The organism is Mycolicibacterium anyangense, from assembly GCF_010731855.1.
GTDB lineage: Bacteria > Actinomycetota > Actinomycetes > Mycobacteriales > Mycobacteriaceae > Mycobacterium > Mycobacterium anyangense.
Map to the genome: position 1 here is coordinate 2,972,493 of NZ_AP022620.1, position 18,873 is coordinate 2,991,365.

Genomic DNA, 18,873 nt, shown 5'->3' on the forward strand with positions numbered 1-18,873 from the left:
CACTCAAGCCCATGCCGCAGACTGTACGAACACACGATCAGAAGGAAGGTGCCACGTATGGCTTCGCTTGCTAGACAAGCCAAATAAAAGGATGGACCTCGTGACCGCTACTCCTGCTCGCCTAAGAACAAAAGCTGCCGCCGAGTACCTCGGAGGCGTGCCCGAAGATACTCTCCGCTACTGGAGGTACGCCGGCACCGGGCCGTGCAGCTACCGCCTCGGTCGACGCTGCTACTACGATCTCGCCGACCTCGATTCTTGGATAGCAGCACAAAAGGTAACCACTCAGCGCGGCGGTGTTAACGAATGAGCGCACAACAAGACATCGCAGGCGACTGCACCGAGCCCCTCGCGGACCTCACGGACTATCGGGGCGACGCCATCCTGGATGCGCTTGACCTCTTCCTGTCACGGTTCATCGCATACCCCAACGAACATGCGCGCCATGCTCATACGCTTTGGTTGGCGCATACCTGGCGCATGGATGAGTGGGACTCCGCTCCCCGCCTGGCCTTTATGTCTCCTGAGAAGGGCAGTGGGAAGACCCGCGCGCTTGAGGTCAGTCAAAACCTGGTGCCACAGGGCGTTCGCGTCGCTCAAGCGACAACCGCCTACGTGTTAGCGAGGATCTCCGACGAACCGCCGCCCACGCTGTTTTACGACGAGATCGACACCGTCTACGGGCCCAGGGCAAGAGGAAACGAGGACCTTCGAGCCGTACTTAACGCTGGTCATAGGCGGGGCGAGTTTCGTGGGGCGAGGACGGACTGACGGGCCAGGACTACCCTGCGTATTGTGCTGTGGCCCTTGCGGTTCTGGGTTCGCTGCCGGAAACAATCGCAGACCGCGCTGTCATCATCAGAATGAAGAAGCGCAGGGCGGATGAATCAATCTCCCCTTGGCGCGAGCGGGTAAACGCGAACGAGGCCAGAGCAATCGCCGCGGAACTCGGGAACTGGATGGCCAGCGTGACTATGCGCTGGCCCGCACACATGCCGGTGGAGGATAGGGCAGCCGATGTGTGGGAAGCATTGGTCATGGTGGCCGACGCGGCTGGGGGTCGCTGGCCGTCCTACGCGCGCACAGCGGCAACCGTGCTCACATCTGGAGATGAGCACGCGAGTGTCGGTATCCAACTCCTCCGCGACATGCGAACAGCGTTCGGCATCAAGGCCAAGATGCGCAGCGTCGACATCTGCTCAGCGCTGTCAGGGTTGGAAGGGTCTATATGGGCCGCGTACCACCGCGACGGACGAGGAATCGATCCCACTGATCTGTATCAACTACTTCGGACCTTCGGTATCAGGTCCAAAGATGTATGGGTAGAAAACAAATCGGCTAAAGGGTACGCGGCCGACGACCTCAGTGACGCATGGAGTCGATACCTGCCGAGATAGCGCGATGAGCGTGAGAGCCGCGAGGCTCGAATAACTTTCAGCGGTGCGAGACGATGTGTCTTGAGGCATTGCTCGCCAATGAAGTCAAGTTGCACCGTTGCTTGGGGGTGACCCCACACTCGGGTAGGCAGTGGACACTTCCTGCAAATCAGCGTCTCTCTCTCCGACATATTGAGATCAAGGGTTTCCAATTCCAATTCATGGTCAGCCACCCAAACACGGAAGACGCTTCCAACTCAACGAGTGGAGCGAATATGGGTTCGCTCCACGATCTGAAATCGGAGTGTCACCTTTCAGCAATACCAATTAGCAGCTGGGCGATGAGCGAACGAGATGCCAAGGTGGCACTAGTCCCAATTCCCACTCGGCACCGCCCTAACCTCGGGCAGACTAGGGGCATGTCCGACTCGCCCCACGGAGCGGCCGCTAGTGCGGTCGGCTACCTCTACCAGGTCAAGTGGGCCTTACTCGAGGTGCTGCGGAGAGCTCACGATAGGCCGGACCACGCGATAAGCCTTGAGAAGCTCGATGACGTCGCCTGGGAAGCGCGAGGACTCCCCCGAGAACTTCTACAACTCAAGCACCACGAAGCCTCTTCGGGATCGATCAGCGATAAGAGCGACGACGTTTGGCGAACGTTGCGGGCGTGGATGGACTCGGTAGATCTAGCCTCTGGGGAGGTGCCGGACCTCTACTTGATCACCACACAATCCGCTGCGGTTGGTTCTGGATTGGAGGCGCTACGGCTATCTGAGCGCAACTCCGAGATTGCCGAGACGCGACTGCTCCAAGCAGCGGAAGGTTCAATAGCGCAGGGCACCAAGGCAAGCCGAGACCTCTTTATAGCTCTGGACCCTGAGGACCGGAATCGCTTAGTTGACAGCATCTACGTATTGGATGGCGCACCACGAATCGAAGACGTCGACCTGCTCGTCAGACAAGAGCTGGTTTTCGCCCTCCCACACGACCACGAAGACACTTTCCTTGACCTTCTTTGGGCCTGGTGGTTCTCCGTAGCCCTCGACATGCTTCAAGGGCGCAGAACAGCAGTTAGGGCAACCGACGTAACAGCCAAAATAAGCGACCTCAGAGATGATTTCAGCCGCGACCGACTGCCGACGCTCGTCCCGACGCCAAGCGGGGACGAAGAATCTGAGCTCACAGCTGCTCATTCCGATCGCGTATTCGTTCACCAGATGCGTTGGGTAAATGCGCCGCAGCGCATACTGGAAAAGGCAATCGTCGACTACTATCGCGCGGTCACTCAGACTCGGTTGTGGCTGGAGGATGACCTCATCGGATTGCATGAATTAGAGGAGTTTGAGCTCCGATTGAAAGACGAGTGGGAAAGGGAGATGGCATGGCGTTTAGCGGACCTCCCACGGAATGCCGACGAGGCGCAGCGAGCGTCTCTCGGCCGTGAACTGCTACACGCCCTCTTGAACCAGACCGCCGTGAGAGTCCGCGAACGCTATGACGAGCCGTTCTTTCACCGAGGGAAGTACCATGAGATGGCCGATGTCGGCGAGGTCGGATGGCATCCAGACTTCGAAGATCGGATATCAGACTTACTCCTACGCGGAGCGTCGTGACTACTTGGACAGACCGGTCGCCCGTTGTGGCGGCCTACCTCAATCCAGCATTCACAGCTGCAGTCATCAGTGAGGCCGCAGCGGGTCATCAGCGAGATCACGTGCCGATGATCTGGCCACTGTCGTATCTGGTGCTGCCCTTCGTGCTTCACCGTCCGACTCGCGAGGCTCTGCCCGGCAACACAAGAACACATTTGTCAACCTGGGTACGTCGCGAGCCAGTATTGCGCGCGGGTTTTCCCTATCGGGCAGCGTCACTTGCTCAGATGACGTCTGAAGGATTGAGATTCGGAGTTCGGCACAGTATGTTTCGCCTACACGACGGAAACATACTCAGCGGCAACATAACCAACAACGACGTCGATCCCACTTTGACTCAATTACTCGCTGCCGCTCGGCTCGTAGGCAGGTGGATCGCGAAAAGCAAAGAACCTTCAACGGTATTCGCCCTTCTTGGCGTTGGGGTTTGAAAATTGCAAATTCTCGAAGTTGTGCTCTATCACGCTGACGGTAGGCGTCGAACAGTTGCTTTTCGACCGGGCGCGCTGAATGTTGTCACTGGAATCTCAGCCTCCGGAAAGAGTGCTCTACTTCATATCGTAGAGTTCTGCCTCGGCCGGGATCACCCGACTATCCCTGCTGGAGTGGTAAGTGACTCTGTAGAGTGGTATTCAGTGCTCCTGCAACTCGATTCGACGCGCGCATTTGTAGCCCGTCCGAGACTCCGTGCTGGCGCCGTCAGCACATCGAGGGCGATGCTCGAATTGGGTTCGGAATTGCAATCGATGGAGTTAGCGGACCTGGCCGAGAACACTGATACCGGAGCGCTACGCGAGCAGCTAGGCCGATTGATAGGAATTGATGAATATCGGCACGTGCCCGCTGCCGGGTCACTCCGGCATCCTCTAGAAGCCGGCCTTGGACAGGCTGCCCTGCTCTGCTTCCAGGGGCAGGGTGAGATTGCAAACCCAAATTACTTGTTTCACAGACAGAATGAGGAGGGGGTCAGTCAGGCCCTTAAAGACACTCTGCCGTACTTCCTGGGTGCGGTCGCCGCCGATCAGGCGGTTATCCGGGTCGAACTGGCGGATGCTAGACGTGACCTCCGTCGAGCCGAAGAAGAGCTCGCGAATGCCCGTCGGTACTCAGAGTCCATCGACTCACAGGTGCAAGCTCTCCTAGACGAGGCTTACACCAGCGGCCTAGTTAACACTCGCGATGTCTCCACACGCGAAGAAGCCATTGACTTGCTCCGTTCAGCCGTCGATCAGTCGTTGAACAGCAGCGGTTCCGACGAGAACCTGTCCGACCGGCGCCGAGATTTAGAAGTATCGCGACTACCTCTGCGGCAAGAATTGCGCGACATAGCTGATCAGCGCGCGATTCTCTTGGACCAGGTCGGCTCCGAACGAGGATACGAGGATGCAGTCGAAGGTCAGATGTCACGCCTTCGAGCGGTTCGACTGGTCCCTACTGCAAGAACCCGATCAGCCCACTCCGATGAGTGCCCGATCTGTGGGAACGAACTTGCTGAACCAGATGCAACAGTCGAGCAACTGGGAGACGCGCTTGCACGGTTGGAGATCCAACTCGACGGCGTCCGATCAGCCCGCCCGCGGCGCGAAGTGGCTCTTCGCGAACTGAACCAGCGCGCAGACGCAGCGCGACAGCGGCTCCGGGCGATCGACGCGGCTCTCGTCGAGCTCGCGGCTGGTGACCGTCTCGCGCTGCAATTGAGAAGCTCAGCAGAGGAACAGGCATTCCGACGCGGCCGGATTGACGCCTTATTGACGAGGCTCCGTCCAGCGGGAGTGACCGTTAGCGAAAGGGAGATGGCCGTTCGCCGAGCTCAACGGATTGTCGACGATCTTGCAGCACAGTTGGACCCAGACTCCGAACGCGAAGAGCTCATATCCCGCCTAAACATTATCGGCTCGGATATGACGCAATGGGCCACCGATCTCGGCCTCGAACATGCGTCACGTCCGATACGCCTCGATCTGAATCGGCTAACTGTGGTGACGGACACTGAAGCTGGGCCCGTACCTCTCAGCCGCGTCGGCAGCGCTGAAAACTGGGTGGGTTATCACCTAATAGCCCACCTGGCCCTACATCGATATTTCGTAGGACAATCCCGGCCTGTTCCACGATTTCTGATGCTCGATCAACCCACACAAGCTTATTACCCGTCTGACCGCGAACAGGAAGCGGGAAAGTTCGAGGCAGAGGACGATAGGCAGGCAGTACGTCGCTTGTTTCTCTTGATGCAGCAAGTCGTTTCGGACCTTGCGCCTAACTTCCAAGTTATTGTTTGTGATCACGCGAACCTCGATGAGGACTGGTTCCAGGAAGCTGTGGGTGACAATAATTTCAGGGGCGTGCGGCTAATTCCCGACTCTTGGATCTCGGACAGCAGCGCCAACTAGTCTGGTCGCTATGGGGTTCGCAGCGAGAGAAGGCGAGGCAGCACAGCTTCGCGGGTACTCACGATCCGCTAAATCTGTGTGCCCAGATCACCTCGACGACACAGTACTTAAGAAACGAGTCAACGAGTACGCGACTGAACCAACGTGCAGCTATTGCGATAAAACTGGCACAGACGATAACCCGATAGCGGCCATATTTGACAACTTCATGGATTGCTTCATGGTTGGAGTCCACCATCGATTCGCACGCGCGAACGATGAGGCGGTGTCGTTCGAGGACGGCGAGTACATTGGCGCGACGACTTACGATTCATACGAGGTAGCAGAAGAAATATTCGGTATGGCGCTGAACGACTACATCGATGAAGCCGATGCTGAACTGCTCGACGACATCCAGGCTGTAATGTGTAACGACGCATGGGTTCGCGGAGACTGGCAATCGCTGTCAGAGGACCAGCGGCTTTCTTATAACTGGGATGCATTCAAAGACCTGGTCAAATATCAGACGCGATTCCTATTCATCCGCTGGGCCAAGCGTCACCCGTACGATCCAGACGAGATGTCACCCTTAGAGTTCTTCGAGGCACTTGTAAGCCTGCTCGTGGGACTTCCGGAGGCGATTTCCTCTATCGATGGGCCAATGTATCGGGGGAGAATGTTCCCGAGCGAACCCGATATTAACGAGCATTCGGCCGCCACGCTTGGACCAGCCCCGGCGGTGCTCTCAAGGGCGAATAGAATGAGCCCCGCGGGTATTTCCATGTTCTACGGATCGAGCGACGCCGAGACGGCGATAGCGGAGATTGGCGCACACAGCACAGACTCCTGGGCTGTAGTCGGCGAGTTCCGAGCAGCCCGAGAACTCCGAGTCGTCGATCTATCAAACCTTCCCGACCTCCCAAGTATCTTCGAACCGGGAGAAGATGCTCGGACGCGCTACGACCGCATCGCATTCTTACGCAGCTTCGTCGACGATCTCACATTGCCCGTTGTGCTCGACGGGCGCGAGCATATCGATTACGTCCCCACGCAGATCTTCACCGAGTACCTACGTTACGCATTTCCTGCGCGAATCGACGGTCTGGTGTTCCCCAGCGCCCAGAGTACCGGCAGGAACTTCGTGATCTTTTATGGCCCGGAGTTCTGTTCGGCACCAGACAAAGTAGGGCAAGATACGCGACTTATCCTAGATCCCAGAACTATCCAAAAGCACCGTGTTACAACGGTGATCAAGGGCAGCTGACCGCAGAAGTTCTTCGGAGCGGTATCGGACGCGGTAGCGATCGAACCACCCGAGTCCAGCACCAGGCTCACGCAGTCGGCGAGGGCGACCAACGACTTGGGGTGTGCCTCTTGCCTGTGGCCCTCATAGCCCAATTGGCAGAGGCAGCGGACTTGCCAGGCCGTGCGTCTGTCGGCTCACGATAAGTCGCCACCCTGAACCTGTGACTGGAGGTCCGACGTTTCGCCGCCGAGGCTTTCTTCAAACCAACGCATTAGCGCCCCTCGCACGATGTGCTCGAAAACCCAAAGATACATGGGCAATTCGCTACTCGGCCACGCTCCACCGCTTGCAAAGTAAGCTATCCCGAACGGCTTTTCACACGGACGGTTTGAGGTCTCCAACACCATCGGCGGCAGGTTCATAACGCTTGGAAATGGCTCACCACCGTGTAAGCGCCTAGAGCGGTAGCTGTACACGAGCTGCAGGTGTGCCTTGAGCTCGGCCCACTCCAGTTGGAAATGTTCTTCGCAGCGGTTCTCGGGCGGTCCTGGGTCGAACGTCGTCATGAAGTTCACGAACCTGCTGGTGCTGCCAATGAGTTTGGCGAGCTGGATCGCGATTCCCTCCAATAGGTCCGGTTGTCCAGCGAGCAGTTTCCCAATCTTTGGATAGATACGGCGTAGCGACTCAACAGGATCGGATTCTTGGCCCCGCCAGTAGGTGGCGGCTACCTCCGCGGCAGAAACCAACTGCAGCCAGGCGAGTTCCGGGTCGGTGTCAGCTACCCACAGCGCGAGTTGGTACTGGCGTGCGGCACGTGTCAGTACGATCGACTCCTCAGCGCTCAGTCGGGGCAGCCGCCGAATCGGCTCGTCGATAGTGGCAAGAAGTCGCTGTGTCCTTGCTTTGTCGGGAAGTACCGGGCGCCTTGATGGCTGCCAGGCGGGCCTAACGTGATCCCATCCAATTGGCCGTCCGGCTGGGTCCTCGCCATTCTTGAACTCCCGGGTGAGGCCACCCGACCAGACTCGCACGCCGAGGAATAGCGACAACACAGCTGCGAACTCGCCGTCGAGTGTCAAACCCAGCCAATCATCCGTTTCTGATTGAGCCGGTGTCGGGCGGTTGAAGTCCTGTGGCGGAAGATGCAGCGAGTGGCGAAGCACCAACGCCTCGCCAATATCGCCCTCACGCATGGAAATCACATTGATGATTTTGTTTGGGCCCACGTCCTCGATCATCAAGCTGCCGGTGAAGTTTGCATCCGAATAGAGCATCGCTTCCGCAGCATGGACAAACGCATCTGGCGGCATCTCCACGCCAGCCTCCCAGCCTTTCCAATTCTGCCACCATAGGGCGCCCGACGATTCATTCTGATGGTCAGCAGATACGCCACTCATGGCCGTCAGCTTGCCAGGCTGCCAGTAGCAGGGTGTAGAGAAGTCAAGTCGCGTGTCTCCGACGGTGCCACCATAAGAGATACAGGCTTACGCGTACAGAATCTTCGCGGCCACGTGCCAGTACCCGAACCTGTGAGTGTGGGCTGCTGCAAGCTGACCCGCGCGCCGATTCGAATCCCACTACGTAACTTGGTCGTTGTAGGGGCGGGTTCTCGACGCCGGTCGGGTGCCAATGGGCTTTCGTAACTGAGTACAGATGTCGGCATTGGGGCCCTGATTCGCTGGCGATTAGAGCGGGGACTAACGGCAAGTTCATGCGGAGACTGCTGAGCAAGGCGGCGGGCGAGGTGCCGCCCGACCGTCACCAGTGCCTGCTCGGCAGCGAATTCGGCCCGATGCCGCTGAGCCGCGCCCGGCGTGAACCAGAGTCCTATACGTGCCGGTCGCGTTGACCGGAGACCACAGCTGCGAGCCTCTCTAGGCGTCGCATCACGCTACACGTCCGTTCTGTACCGCAGTCCATACCGCAGTGCTATCAAGACCATCATGCGCCGACCACCGTTCAGGTCCACATATGTCCAGCTAGTGCCTAGATTTCCGGATCGAACAAACGACTCTCAATCCGACCAACGCAAAACTGTGCGGATTACAAGTCCGCTGCCTCTGCCAATTGGGCTATGGGGGCCGCAGGCAAAAGGGTATTCGATGCCCGGACGACACCGTCACAGACGCCGGTAGCGTGGACTGATCACCCGCCCCATCGAGGAGCACCATGCCCGTCACACTGATCGATCCCGATGGGCTTCCCCAGCCTGGTCTCTACCAACAGGTGGCGGTGGCCAGCGGGACGCGCCTGGTGTTCATCGCCGGCCAGGTGGCGCGCACCGCGGACGGCGCCGCCGTGGGCGACGGCGATCTGGCGGCCCAGGTCGAGCAGTGTTACCTCAACCTCGGCACCGCATTGACCGCCGCCGGCGCCACGTTCGACGATGTCGCGAAACTGACTGTCTACCTTGTTGATTGGACTCCGGACAAGATGGAACCGTTCATGCAAGGCGCCACAAGGGCTTTCGAAGCCATGGGCATCCCCGCCCCGACTCCACCGCTGACCGGTATCGGCGTCGCCGCCTTGGCGGAACCCGATCTCCTGGTGGAGATCGAGGCCACCGCCGTCATCGCCTGATCGACCAGTAGTCGCTCAGAGGCGGGCACACATCCTCAGCCCCAGCCCGCCGGCCCAGCCCAACCACCCGAAAACCGATTAGTTGTTGCTGTTCGGGCAGGACAGCGTCAGGAACACCGTGGTGCTGGGCGGCGGGTTGGCACCCTTGTATCCGTCCACCGAGGTGATCCGGCATGCCGACAGCACGCTGTTGCCCGAGTAGTTGCCACCGTTGTTGATCTGCACCAGATAGCCCTGGCTCTGCAGCGCCAACATGGCGTCGGCGGCATTCTGGTTCTGGTTGAACGCCTTCGGCGGCATGTTGATGACGCCCTTCTCGGTGGGCGACACCGCCGGCGCCGAGCTGCTCGTCGACGACGGAGCCGGTTCCTTGTCCTTGTTCGAAGAGCACCCCACCGCAGCGCCACCGACGGCGACCAACGTCGCACCTCCTGCGACGACGGTGATCAATCGGGTCCAACCGGTGCCACTCATCTCGTCCCCTCATTCTGCTCACGCCACTCGGCGTGATGCTGCGAAAACGTTAACCACAGCCGACCGTCCGGTATTTCGTAATCGCCATCTGTTCACCTGCGCCACACAGCACGACACCCCGGGGATGAGCGTCCCGGGGTGTCGTGAGCCAGCGATCTAGGCGGCCACCGCCTCCTTCTGCGCCACCGCAGCACCATCGTCGGAATCATCGAGCATGGTCAGCTCGTCGAACGGATCACGGCCCGCCAGCACCTCGTTCACCTTGTTCATGTCCACCGTCTTGGTCCACGACCCGACCAACAGGGTGGCCACCGCATTACCGGAGAAGTTGGTCACCGCACGCGCCTCGGACATGAACCGGTCGATCCCGACGATCAGGCCAACCCCGTCGAGCAACTCCGGGCGGTGCGCCTGCAGGCCGCCGGCCAGCGTGGCCAGCCCGGCACCGCTGACGCCGGCCGCACCCTTGGACGCCACGATCATGAACACCAGCAGGCTGATCTGCTGCCCGATCGACAGCGGGTCGCCCAGCGCGTCGGCGATGAACAGCGAGGCCATGGTCAGGTAGATCGCGGTGCCGTCGAGGTTGAACGAATACCCGGTCGGCACAACCACTCCCACGGTGCTCTGCTGCACGCCCAGGTGCTCCATCTTGGCGATCAGCCGCGGCAGCGCGGACTCCGAGGACGATGTCGCGAAGATCAGCAGGTACTCGCGGGCCAGGTAGCGCACCAGCTTGAAGATCGACACCCCGGACACCGTGCGCAGCAGCGCACCGAGCACACCGAAGACGAACACCACACAGGTCAGGTAGAACCCGAACATCAGCGTCAGCAGGTTGGTCACCGCGCTCCAGCCGGTCTGGCCCACCACGTTGGCGATCGCACCGAAGGCACCGATCGGAGCCAGCCACAACACCATCGCCAGGATCTTGAACACCAGCCGCTGCACATGCTCCACCCCGCGCAGGATCGGCTCACCCTTGGCTCCCATGGCCTGCAACGCGAACCCGACCAGCAGCGCCACGAACAACGCCTGCAGCACATTGCCTTCGGTCAGCGAGGAGAACAGGGACGTCGGGATGATGTGCTGGATGAAGTCCATCAGGCCACCGGACTCGTGGGCCTTCTCGGCCAGCTGCGCGCCCTTGGCCGCCGCGGACTCCGAGAGCTTCAGGCTGCCACCGGGGTGCAGCAGATTGCCGACCACCAGTCCGATCGCCAGCGCAATGGTGGACATCGCCATGAAGTAGAGGAAGGCCAGCCCGCCGACCTTGCCGACCGTGGCGGCCTTGCGCACCGAGCCGATGCCCAGCACGATCGTGCAGAAGATCACCGGTGTGATCATCATCTTGATCAGGCTGACGAACATGGTGCCCAGCACGCCGACGTTCTTGCCGAACTCCGGGGCGACCAGGCCGACGATCACGCCACCGATCACGGCGACGATGACGGCCAGGTACAGCCAATGGGTACGGTCAAGGCGCTTCTTGGGCGCCGGCTTGTCGCCGCTGGGGCGATCCAAAACCGTCGTCATAGTCGGTTTCCTTCCAGTTCACGATCCGGTGGTCTGTAAGGATGGTCACAACTCGCGTGAGGCAGGTCACGCTTTAGTTCATTAAGTACAGCGGCGGAGGTGTGCAATGGCGGTACTGCCCCGCTCGCTGGCAGGCCAAGCCTTCGCGCTGCAGGCCGCGGTGATCGCGCTGGTGGTGCTGGCCGGCAGCGCGCTGGCCCTCTACGACGCCAAGCGCGACGGCGACCGCTCCGCCCGCGAACAGGTGACCGCCATCGCCGTTGCCCTGGCCGACGCGCCGTCCACCGCCCAGGCCATCGAAAACCGAAACGCGACAGAGGTTTTGCAACCGGTGACCGAAGCGGTGCGCAAGGGCACCAACATCGCCTTCATCACGATCATGGCGCCCGACCGCACCCGGTTCACCCACACCAACCCCGCCATGATCGGCGGCAAGTACATCGGCAACATCGAACCCGCCATGCGCGGTGCGACGTTCACCGAGGTCTACACCGGCACCCTGGGCCCGTCGATCCGCACCGTCGCCCCGGTGCGCGACGGCAGCGGTCAGGTCATCGGGCTGGTCGCCGCCGGCATCACCGAACAGAGCCTGGCGGCCCGCTGGCGCGCCCAATGGCCGGCCATCGTCGGGATGGGCGTTGGCGCCCTTGCCCTTTCGTTCGTCGGCGTCTGGGCGATCCGGCGCCGTATCCTGCGCCAGACCCATGGCCTGGCGCCCGACGAACTGCGGGTCATGTACGACCACCACGATGCGATCCTGCACTCGGTCTCCGAGGGTCTGATCGTGCTCGACCACGACCGGGTGGCCCTGGTCAACGACGAGGCCCGCAGGCTGCTGAGCCTGCCGGCCGGACCCATTCAGCGGGCCGACCTGCCGGAGTTCCTGCGCGGCAACGACCCCGGTGTGCGTGACGAAGTCCGGGTCACCGAAGACCGGGTGCTGGTGGTCAACCGCTCGGCGGTCAGCGCGTCGGACTCCGAGGTGGTGACGATCCGCGACCGCACCGAACTGCAGGGCGCCCTGGGCGAACTCAGCGCACTGCAGATGTTCAGCGACTCGCTGCGCGCCCAGGCCCACGAGTCGGCCAACAAGCTGCACACCGTCATCACGCTGGTCGAGATGGGGCGCCCGGAAGAAGCGGTCAAGTTCGCCACCAAAGAGCTTGCGCTGTCCCAGCAACTGGTGGACCGGCTCTCGCAGGCCGTCGGCGAACCCGCCCTGATGGCGCTGCTGCTCGGCAAGACCGCCGAGGCCGACGAGCGCGGTATCGCCCTGACCATCACCGAGGACACCCACCTGCCCGCCGGGGCCGACGACCTGATCCTCAGCCCGCAGGAACTCGTCACCGTCTTGGGCAACCTGATCGACAACGCGATGGACGCCTGCGACCGCGACGACCCCTGGGTCGAGGTCACCGTCACCCAGGACGAAGACCGGCTGCTGATCGCGGTCGCCGACAGCGGGCCCGGGATGGACGCCGACACCTTCGACCGAGCCATGCGGCGCGGATACTCCACCAAGGCCGACAAGGGGGCCGACAGCGGGGCCGACACGCCCGCCGGCCACCAGGGCCTGGGGCTGGCGTTGATCGCGCAGATCGTGACACGCCACGGCGGCACCCTGACCGCCGACATCACCTACGCGTCGGTGGTGACCGTGGCGATCACGAAGGCGCGCGAGCAGGCGAGCGAACGGGCGCGCCGATGATCACCGTGCTGATCGTCGAGGACGAACCGCTGATCGCCGAGGCGCACCGCACCTATCTGGAGCGGTTACCGGGCTTTTCGCTGGCTGGAGTGGCAGCAACGGCTCGTGACGCCATGCGCATCGCCTCCGACGCCTCGGCGACCCCGATCCCGATCGACCTGGTGCTGCTGGACCTGGGGTTGCCCGACACCAGCGGCATCACGCTGGCCTCGGCGCTGTCGGGCCTTCGTCCGGCGCCCGACATCATCGCGATCACTTCCGAACGCGACCTGGAAATGGTGCGTGCAGCGGTTTCCCATGGCGCATTGGCGTATCTGCTGAAGCCTTTCACTTTTGCAGCATTTCGTGACCGACTGGAACGATATAGCCGTTATCGCAACGCTCTGCCGGCCGGCACCGAAGCCGCCAGCCAAGCCGAAGTCGACCGCGCTCTCGCAGAATTACGCAGCACCGACAAATCGGTGGCACCGAAAGGTGTCGCGCCAGCAACGAATGATGAAATCGCCCGCACCGTTCGTGACCGGGCCGGCGCCGGCGTCACCTCCGACGACGTCGCCAAACAGGTTGGGGTGTCTCGCGTGACCGCATGGCGCTACCTGGAACGATTGGCCGACGAGGGCACCGTCATCCGGCAGACCGAGTACGGCAGGACAGGGCGGCCGAGCACGCGTTATCTTTGGCGCTGAGCGTGGCAAATCCAACTGCTTGACCACACAACAATATGAATATATTTCTGCTATTTTTCCCGACCTGAGCGGAAATAATGCAGAGGCTGTATATCCGTAAGCCCGAGAAATGTGGCGAAGGAGTTGTCGAGATGACTGATGTCAGCGCTGCCCGGGACCATCTCGACGATGAGCCCCCGGTCCGATACGTCCTCGATGCCGACGGTCAGCCCATGCTCGGTGCCGACGGTGAGCCGATCATCGACCGCCGTCGCCCCAAGAGCGAGCGTCGCCCCGCCAACCCGCGGGTGAGCGTCGTGGTGCCCGCCAAGAACGAGGCGCCCAACATCCGCGAGATCCTGCCCTACCTCAAAGAGTTCTACGAGGTCATCGTCGTCGTCAGCGAGAGCGACCACGAGTCGGCGCAGGCCGCGACCGAAGCACTGCCGACCGCCAAGGTGGTGTACCAAACCCGTAAAGGCAAAGGCAACGCCATGGCGTGCGGCTTCGCCGAGGTCACCGGCGATGCCATCGTGATGTTCGACATCGACGGATCCGCCGACCCGCACGAGATCCCGCGATTCATCAACGCGCTGACCGACGGCGCCGATCTGGCCAAGGGCAGCCGGTTCTGTCGCGGCGGCGGCAGCGAGGACATCACGCTGGTCCGCTCGCTGGGCAACAAGGGCCTCAACATCCTGGCCAGCGTGCTCACCAAGACCCGGTTCACCGACCTCTGCTACGGCTACAACGCCTTCTGGGCCGACCAGCTCTACATGCTCGATCTCCCCGACACCACCACCGAATCGCCCGAGATGCTGCGCGGTGACGGCTTCGAGATCGAAGCCCTGATCATCGGCCGGTTCGCCCTCTCGGGTGCGGCCATCACCGAGGTGCCCAGCTTCGAGCACGACCGCTACCACGGCAGCACCAACCTCAACACGTTCAAGGACGGCTTCCGGGTGCTGTGGACGATCCTGCAGGACCGTCTCTACGCCCGCGAGATCCGCAAGCTGGCCAAGCGCCGTCATGCCAGCAGCGTCCCCGGCCCCAAGCGTCCGGGCTGGATGACCGACGAGGTCCGCCACGGTGTGCGGCGCATCCACCGGCTCGATCCGTCGGTGGGCCCGGTCGACACCCGTCAGTGGCACGTCGACCGCTAGCCATTCGGAATTCGTCAAGACGCTGCGGCCCTGCCGTTAAGAAAACGTCAAGGCCGGCCGCCGCCCCCTCAGCCGGGTCCTAGCGTCGCATTCGTTCCCGCAGAACGGAGAGACATGGGAGTCGTCATTTTCCTGGTGCTGACGCTGGCGGTCTTCGCCGTGCTCGGCCTGGTACAGAGGTTGGTCGAGCGGCTGTGAACTACGAGAACGTCGTCGGCCTGGTCCTTGCGGTGTTGTTGGCGCTGTTCGTCACCGCCGCGCTGCTCTTCCCCGAAAGGTTCTAGGTAACCCCGCATGACAAGCACTTCGGCGGGGATCGTCTTCCTCGTCCTGCTCATTGCTGCCCTGGCCGCGGTCCACGTGCCGCTGGGCGACTACATGTACCGCGTCTACACCTCCGAGAAGGACTCCCGGATCGAGCGCCTGGTCTACCGGGCCATCGGCGCCGACCCGCGATCCGAGCAGAGCTGGGGCGGCTACGCCCGCAGCCTGTTGGCCTTCTCCGCGGTCAGCATCGTGGTGCTGTTCGTGTTCCAACTGGTGCAGGGCAAGCTGCCGCTGCACCTCAATGACCCGGCCACCCCGATGACCCCGGCGCTGGCGTGGAACACCGCGGTCAGCTTCGTCACCAACACCAACTGGCAGGCCTACTCCGGTGAGTCCACCCAGGGCCACCTGGTGCAGATGGCCGGCCTGTCGGTACAGAACTTCGTCTCGGCAGCGGTCGGCATGGCGGTGGCAGTAGCCCTGGTGCGCGGCTTCGCCCGCCGAAACTCCTTGGAGCTGGGCAACTTCTGGGTGGACCTGGTGCGCGGCAGCCTGCGCATCCTGCTGCCCATCTCCGTTCTGGCGGCGATCGTTCTGATCGCCGGTGGCGTGATCCAGAACTTCCACCTGCACGACCAGGTGGTCAACACGCTGGCCGGCGCCCAGCAGACCATCACCGGCGGTCCGGTGGCCAGCCAGGAGGCCATCAAGGAGGTCGGCACCAACGGCGGCGGCTTCTACAACGCCAACTCCGCGCACCCGTTCGAGAACCCGACCACCTGGACCAACTGGGTCGAGATCTTCCTGCTGCTGGTGATCAGCTTCTCGCTGCCGCGCACCTTCGGCCGGATGGTGGGCAACGTCAAGCAGGGTTACGCGATCGTCGCGGTGATGGGGGTGCTCGCGGTGATCAGCGCATCGCTGATGCTGCAGTTCCAGGTCCAGCACCACGGCACCGTGCCGACCGCGGTCGGCGCGGCGATGGAAGGTGTCGAACAACGTTTCGGCGTCGCCGATTCCGCGATCTTCGCCGACGCGACCACACTGACGTCGACCGGCGCGGTGGACTCGTTCCACGACTCCTACACCAGTCTCGGCGGCATGATGACGCTGTTCAACATGCAGCTCGGTGAGGTCGCCCCCGGCGGCACCGGCTCGGGCCTGTACGGCATGCTGATCCTGGCGGTGATCACCGTCTTCATCGCCGGCCTGATGGTCGGGCGCACCCCGGAGTACCTGGGCAAGAAGATCACCCCGCGCGAAATCAAGCTCGCCGCAAGCTATTTCCTGGTCACCCCCATCCTGGTGCTTACCGGCACCGCGGTGGCCATGGCCATGCCCGGCCAACGGGCCGGCATGCTCAACGACGGGGCACACGGCCTGTCCGAGGTGCTCTACGCGTTCACCTCGGCGGCCAACAACAACGGCTCGGCGTTCGCCGGGATCAGCGTCAACACCGTCTGGTACAACACCGCGCTCGGGCTGGCCATGGTCCTGGGCCGGTTCCTGCCGATCGTCGTGGTGCTCGGCCTGGCGGGTTCGCTTGCCCGCCAGGGGCATACCCCCGAATCGATCGGCACCCTGCCCACTCACCGTCCCCAATTCGTCGGACTGGTCGCCGGAGTGACGCTCATCCTGGTGGCCCTGACGTTCCTGCCCGTACTCGCACTCGGGCCGCTCGCTGAAGGAATCCACTGATGAGCACCCCCACCATCGACGCGCCGCACAAGGCCGCCGACAAGAAGAAGGCCCAGGGCGGCCTGCTCGACCCGAAGATGCTCTGGACGTCGCTGCCCGACGCCCTGCGTAAGCTCGACCCCCGCACGCTGTGGCGCAATCCGGTGATGTTCATCGTCGAGATCGGCGCGGTATGGAGCACCATCCTGGCGTTCCTGACGCCAAGTTGGTTCGCCTGGCTGATCGTGTTCTGGCTGTGGCTGACCGTCGTGTTCGCCAACCTGGCCGAGGCCGTCGCCGAAGGCCGCGGCAAGGCACAGGCCGAATCACTGCGAAAGACCAAGGCCGACACCATGGCCCGCCGGCTGACCGGGTGGGCGCCGGGCACACACGGCACCGAGGAAGAAGTTGCCGCTCCCCTGCTGCGTCAGGGCGACATCGTCGTCGTCGAAGCCGGACAGGTGATCCCCGGTGACGGTGACGTGGTCGAAGGTATCGCCTCGGTGGACGAATCAGCCATCACCGGCGAATCCGCCCCCGTCATCCGGGAATCCGGCGGCGACCGCTCGGCGGTGACCGGCGGCACCACCGTGCTCTCGGACCGCATCGTCGTGCAGATCACCCAGAAGCCCGGCGAGAGCTTCATCGACCGGATGATCTCACTGGTCGAGGGCGCCAACCGGCAGAAAACCCCCAACGAGATCGCGCTCAACATCCTGCTGGCCGCGCTGACGATCATCTTCATCTTCGCCGTCGCGACCCTGCAGCCGCTGGCCATCTACTCCAAGGCCAACAACCCCGGCGTGCCGGACTCGCTGGCCCTGACCGGCAACGGCGTCACCGGCATTGTGATGGTCTCACTACTGGTCTGCCTGATCCCGACCACCATCGGCGCACTGCTCTCGGCCATCGGCATCGCCGGCATGGACCGCCTGGTGCAGCGCAATGTGCTGGCCATGTCCGGTCGCGCCGTCGAGGCCGCCGGTGACGTCAACACCCTGCTGCTGGACAAGACCGGCACCATCACGCTGGGCAATCGGCAGGCCTCCGATTTCGTGCCGCTGCCCTCGGTCACCGCCGAGGACCTCGCCGACGCCGCGCAGCTGTCCAGCCTGTCCGACGAGACCCCCGAAGGCCGCTCCATCGTGGTGTTCGCCAAGGAGAACTTCGGCCTGCGCGCCCGCACGCCCGGTGAACTGCTCAACGCCGAGTGGGTGGAGTTCTCGGCCACCACCCGGATGTCGGGTGTGAACCTGGAGAACGGACACCAATTACGCAAGGGCGCAGCCAATTCGGTGGCCCAGTGGGTACGCGATCAGGGCGGCACCGTGCCCGTCGAACTGGGCACCCTGGTCGACGGCATCTCTGCCGGCGGCGGTACGCCACTGGTGGTGGGTCAGCGACTGGCCGACGGAAGAGCCGAGGTGCTCGGCGTCATCCACCTCAAGGACGTCGTCAAGCAGGGGATGCGCGAGCGGTTCGACGAGATGCGCAAGATGGGCATTCGCACGGTGATGATCACCGGCGACAACCCGTTGACCGCCAAGGCGATCGCCGACGAAGCCGGTGTCGACGACTTCCTGGCCGAAGCCACCCCGGAAGACAAGCTCGCGCTGATCAAGAAGGAGCAGGCCGGCGGCAAGCTGGTCGCGATGACCGGCGACGGCACCAACGACGCACCGGCGCTGGCCCAGGCCGACGTGGGCGTGGCGATGAACACCGGCACCTCGGCGGCCAAAGAGGCCGGCAACATGGTGGACCTCGACTCCGACCCGACCAAGCTCATCGAGATCGTCGAGATCGGCAAGCAGTTGCTGATCACCCGGGGCGCGCTCACCACGTTCTCGATCGCCAACGACATCGCCAAGTACTTCGCGATCATCCCGGCGATGTTCGTGGCGCTGTTCCCCGGCCTGGACCTGCTGAACATCATGCGGTTGCACAGCCCGCAGTCGGCGATCCTGTCGGCGGTGATCTTCAACGCGATCATCATCATCGCGCTGATCCCGCTGTCGCTGCGCGGTGTGCGCTACACACCGAGCAGTGCGTCAAAGCTGTTGAGCCGCAACCTCTACATCTACGGTCTCGGCGGGATCATCGCGCCGTTCATCGGGATCAAGCTCATCGACCTCGTCATCCAGTTCTTCCCAGGAATGTGAC

General features: G+C 62.4%; 17 protein-coding genes. 14 read left to right on the forward strand and 3 right to left on the reverse strand.

Annotated elements, in window-relative coordinates:
* Window positions 1-91 precede the first annotated feature (91 nt).
* The 7 genes from G6N35_RS13880 (at window position 92) to G6N35_RS13905 (ending at window position 6,658) form a co-directional block, all read left to right on the forward strand.
* Entirely contained in the window at window positions 92-310 is a 219-nt protein-coding gene (locus tag G6N35_RS13880) for a helix-turn-helix transcriptional regulator (RefSeq protein WP_163804780.1), read from the forward strand.
* The gene (locus tag G6N35_RS13885; RefSeq protein ID WP_163804781.1) at window positions 307-771 is read left to right on the forward strand and encodes a hypothetical protein; all 465 of its coding nucleotides are present in this window, start codon (window positions 307-309) and stop codon (window positions 769-771) included. The genes G6N35_RS13880 and G6N35_RS13885 overlap by 4 nt, the downstream gene beginning before the upstream one ends.
* A gap of 29 nt (window positions 772-800) precedes the next feature.
* On the forward strand, window positions 801-1,397 hold the full coding sequence (locus G6N35_RS13890; protein ID WP_163804782.1) for a DUF3631 domain-containing protein: 597 nt from the start codon (window positions 801-803) through the stop codon (window positions 1,395-1,397).
* A gap of 398 nt (window positions 1,398-1,795) precedes the next feature.
* A complete protein-coding gene (locus G6N35_RS13895) occupies window positions 1,796-2,989 on the forward strand; it encodes an ABC-three component system protein (protein ID WP_163804783.1) in 1,194 nt (397 codons plus the stop codon).
* A complete protein-coding gene (locus G6N35_RS27760) occupies window positions 2,932-3,459 on the forward strand; it encodes a three component ABC system middle component (protein ID WP_407664548.1) in 528 nt (175 codons plus the stop codon). The genes G6N35_RS13895 and G6N35_RS27760 overlap by 58 nt, the downstream gene beginning before the upstream one ends.
* Window positions 3,460-3,663: 204 nt before the next feature.
* The gene (locus G6N35_RS13900) at window positions 3,664-5,415 is read left to right on the forward strand and encodes a DUF3732 domain-containing protein (protein WP_197748426.1); all 1,752 of its coding nucleotides are present in this window, start codon (window positions 3,664-3,666) and stop codon (window positions 5,413-5,415) included.
* Window positions 5,416-5,425: 10 nt separating this feature from the next.
* Window positions 5,426-6,658 carry a HEPN-associated N-terminal domain-containing protein gene (locus G6N35_RS13905; RefSeq protein WP_163804785.1) on the forward strand — a complete coding sequence of 411 codons (1,233 nt, stop codon included), beginning with the start codon at window positions 5,426-5,428 and terminating at the stop codon, window positions 6,656-6,658.
* Window positions 6,659-6,834: 176 nt separating this feature from the next.
* Here the strand turns inward: G6N35_RS13905 and G6N35_RS13910 are convergent, their stop codons facing one another.
* Window positions 6,835-8,040, reverse strand: coding sequence for a hypothetical protein (locus G6N35_RS13910; protein ID WP_163804786.1), 1,206 nt, complete (start codon window positions 8,038-8,040; stop codon window positions 6,835-6,837).
* Between the two features lie 772 nt (window positions 8,041-8,812).
* Here G6N35_RS13910 and G6N35_RS13915 point away from each other — a divergent pair.
* Window positions 8,813-9,223: a RidA family protein gene (locus G6N35_RS13915; RefSeq protein WP_163804787.1), complete on the forward strand. Its 411-nt coding sequence runs from the start codon at window positions 8,813-8,815 to the stop codon at window positions 9,221-9,223.
* 78 nt (window positions 9,224-9,301) lie between these two features.
* Here G6N35_RS13915 and G6N35_RS13920 read toward each other — a convergent pair whose 3' ends face one another.
* Window positions 9,302-9,697: a hypothetical protein gene (locus tag G6N35_RS13920; RefSeq protein WP_163804788.1), complete on the reverse strand. Its 396-nt coding sequence runs from the start codon at window positions 9,695-9,697 to the stop codon at window positions 9,302-9,304.
* Window positions 9,698-9,853: 156 nt separating this feature from the next.
* A complete protein-coding gene (locus G6N35_RS13925; protein ID WP_163804789.1) occupies window positions 9,854-11,233 on the reverse strand; it encodes a cation:dicarboxylate symporter family transporter in 1,380 nt (459 codons plus the stop codon).
* 106 nt (window positions 11,234-11,339) lie between these two features.
* On the opposite strand from G6N35_RS13925, the gene G6N35_RS13930 reads away from it, so the two are divergent.
* From G6N35_RS13930 to kdpB, 6 genes are all read left to right on the forward strand, one after another.
* Window positions 11,340-12,941 (forward strand): sensor histidine kinase, encoded by a 1,602-nt coding sequence (locus G6N35_RS13930; protein ID WP_163804790.1) that lies wholly within the window; start codon window positions 11,340-11,342, stop codon window positions 12,939-12,941.
* Window positions 12,938-13,627, forward strand: a complete 690-nt coding sequence (locus G6N35_RS13935; RefSeq protein ID WP_163804791.1) for a response regulator — start codon at window positions 12,938-12,940, stop codon at window positions 13,625-13,627. The genes G6N35_RS13930 and G6N35_RS13935 overlap by 4 nt, the downstream gene beginning before the upstream one ends.
* A gap of 131 nt (window positions 13,628-13,758) precedes the next feature.
* Window positions 13,759-14,769 carry a glycosyltransferase family 2 protein gene (locus G6N35_RS13940; protein ID WP_197748427.1) on the forward strand — a complete coding sequence of 337 codons (1,011 nt, stop codon included), beginning with the start codon at window positions 13,759-13,761 and terminating at the stop codon, window positions 14,767-14,769.
* Between the two features lie 194 nt (window positions 14,770-14,963).
* Entirely contained in the window at window positions 14,964-15,053 is a 90-nt protein-coding gene (locus G6N35_RS13950; protein WP_163804792.1) for a potassium-transporting ATPase subunit F, read from the forward strand.
* 10 nt (window positions 15,054-15,063) lie between these two features.
* A complete protein-coding gene (kdpA, locus tag G6N35_RS13955) occupies window positions 15,064-16,734 on the forward strand; it encodes a potassium-transporting ATPase subunit KdpA (RefSeq protein WP_163804793.1) in 1,671 nt (556 codons plus the stop codon).
* Window positions 16,734-18,872 (forward strand): potassium-transporting ATPase subunit KdpB, encoded by a 2,139-nt coding sequence (gene kdpB, locus G6N35_RS13960; RefSeq protein WP_163804794.1) that lies wholly within the window; start codon window positions 16,734-16,736, stop codon window positions 18,870-18,872. Before kdpA ends, kdpB begins: the two co-directional genes overlap by 1 nt.
* Window position 18,873 lies beyond the last annotated feature (1 nt).

Coding starts and splice junctions, on each gene's coding strand:
- G6N35_RS13880 (WP_163804780.1), top strand. CDS start 92: ATGGACCTCGTGACCGCTACTCCTGCTCGCCTAAGAACAAAAGCTGCC.
- G6N35_RS13885 (WP_163804781.1), top strand. CDS start 307: ATGAGCGCACAACAAGACATCGCAGGCGACTGCACCGAGCCCCTCGCG.
- G6N35_RS13895 (WP_163804783.1), top strand. CDS start 1,796: ATGTCCGACTCGCCCCACGGAGCGGCCGCTAGTGCGGTCGGCTACCTC.
- G6N35_RS27760 (WP_407664548.1), top strand. CDS start 2,932: ATGGCATCCAGACTTCGAAGATCGGATATCAGACTTACTCCTACGCGG.
- G6N35_RS13905 (WP_163804785.1), top strand. CDS start 5,426: ATGGGGTTCGCAGCGAGAGAAGGCGAGGCAGCACAGCTTCGCGGGTAC.
- G6N35_RS13910 (WP_163804786.1), bottom strand. CDS start 8,040: ATGAGTGGCGTATCTGCTGACCATCAGAATGAATCGTCGGGCGCCCTA.
- G6N35_RS13915 (WP_163804787.1), top strand. CDS start 8,813: ATGCCCGTCACACTGATCGATCCCGATGGGCTTCCCCAGCCTGGTCTC.
- G6N35_RS13920 (WP_163804788.1), bottom strand. CDS start 9,697: ATGAGTGGCACCGGTTGGACCCGATTGATCACCGTCGTCGCAGGAGGT.
- G6N35_RS13925 (WP_163804789.1), bottom strand. CDS start 11,233: ATGACGACGGTTTTGGATCGCCCCAGCGGCGACAAGCCGGCGCCCAAG.
- G6N35_RS13930 (WP_163804790.1), top strand. CDS start 11,340: ATGGCGGTACTGCCCCGCTCGCTGGCAGGCCAAGCCTTCGCGCTGCAG.
- G6N35_RS13935 (WP_163804791.1), top strand. CDS start 12,938: ATGATCACCGTGCTGATCGTCGAGGACGAACCGCTGATCGCCGAGGCG.
- G6N35_RS13940 (WP_197748427.1), top strand. CDS start 13,759: ATGACTGATGTCAGCGCTGCCCGGGACCATCTCGACGATGAGCCCCCG.
- kdpA (WP_163804793.1), top strand. CDS start 15,064: ATGACAAGCACTTCGGCGGGGATCGTCTTCCTCGTCCTGCTCATTGCT.
- kdpB (WP_163804794.1), top strand. CDS start 16,734: ATGAGCACCCCCACCATCGACGCGCCGCACAAGGCCGCCGACAAGAAG.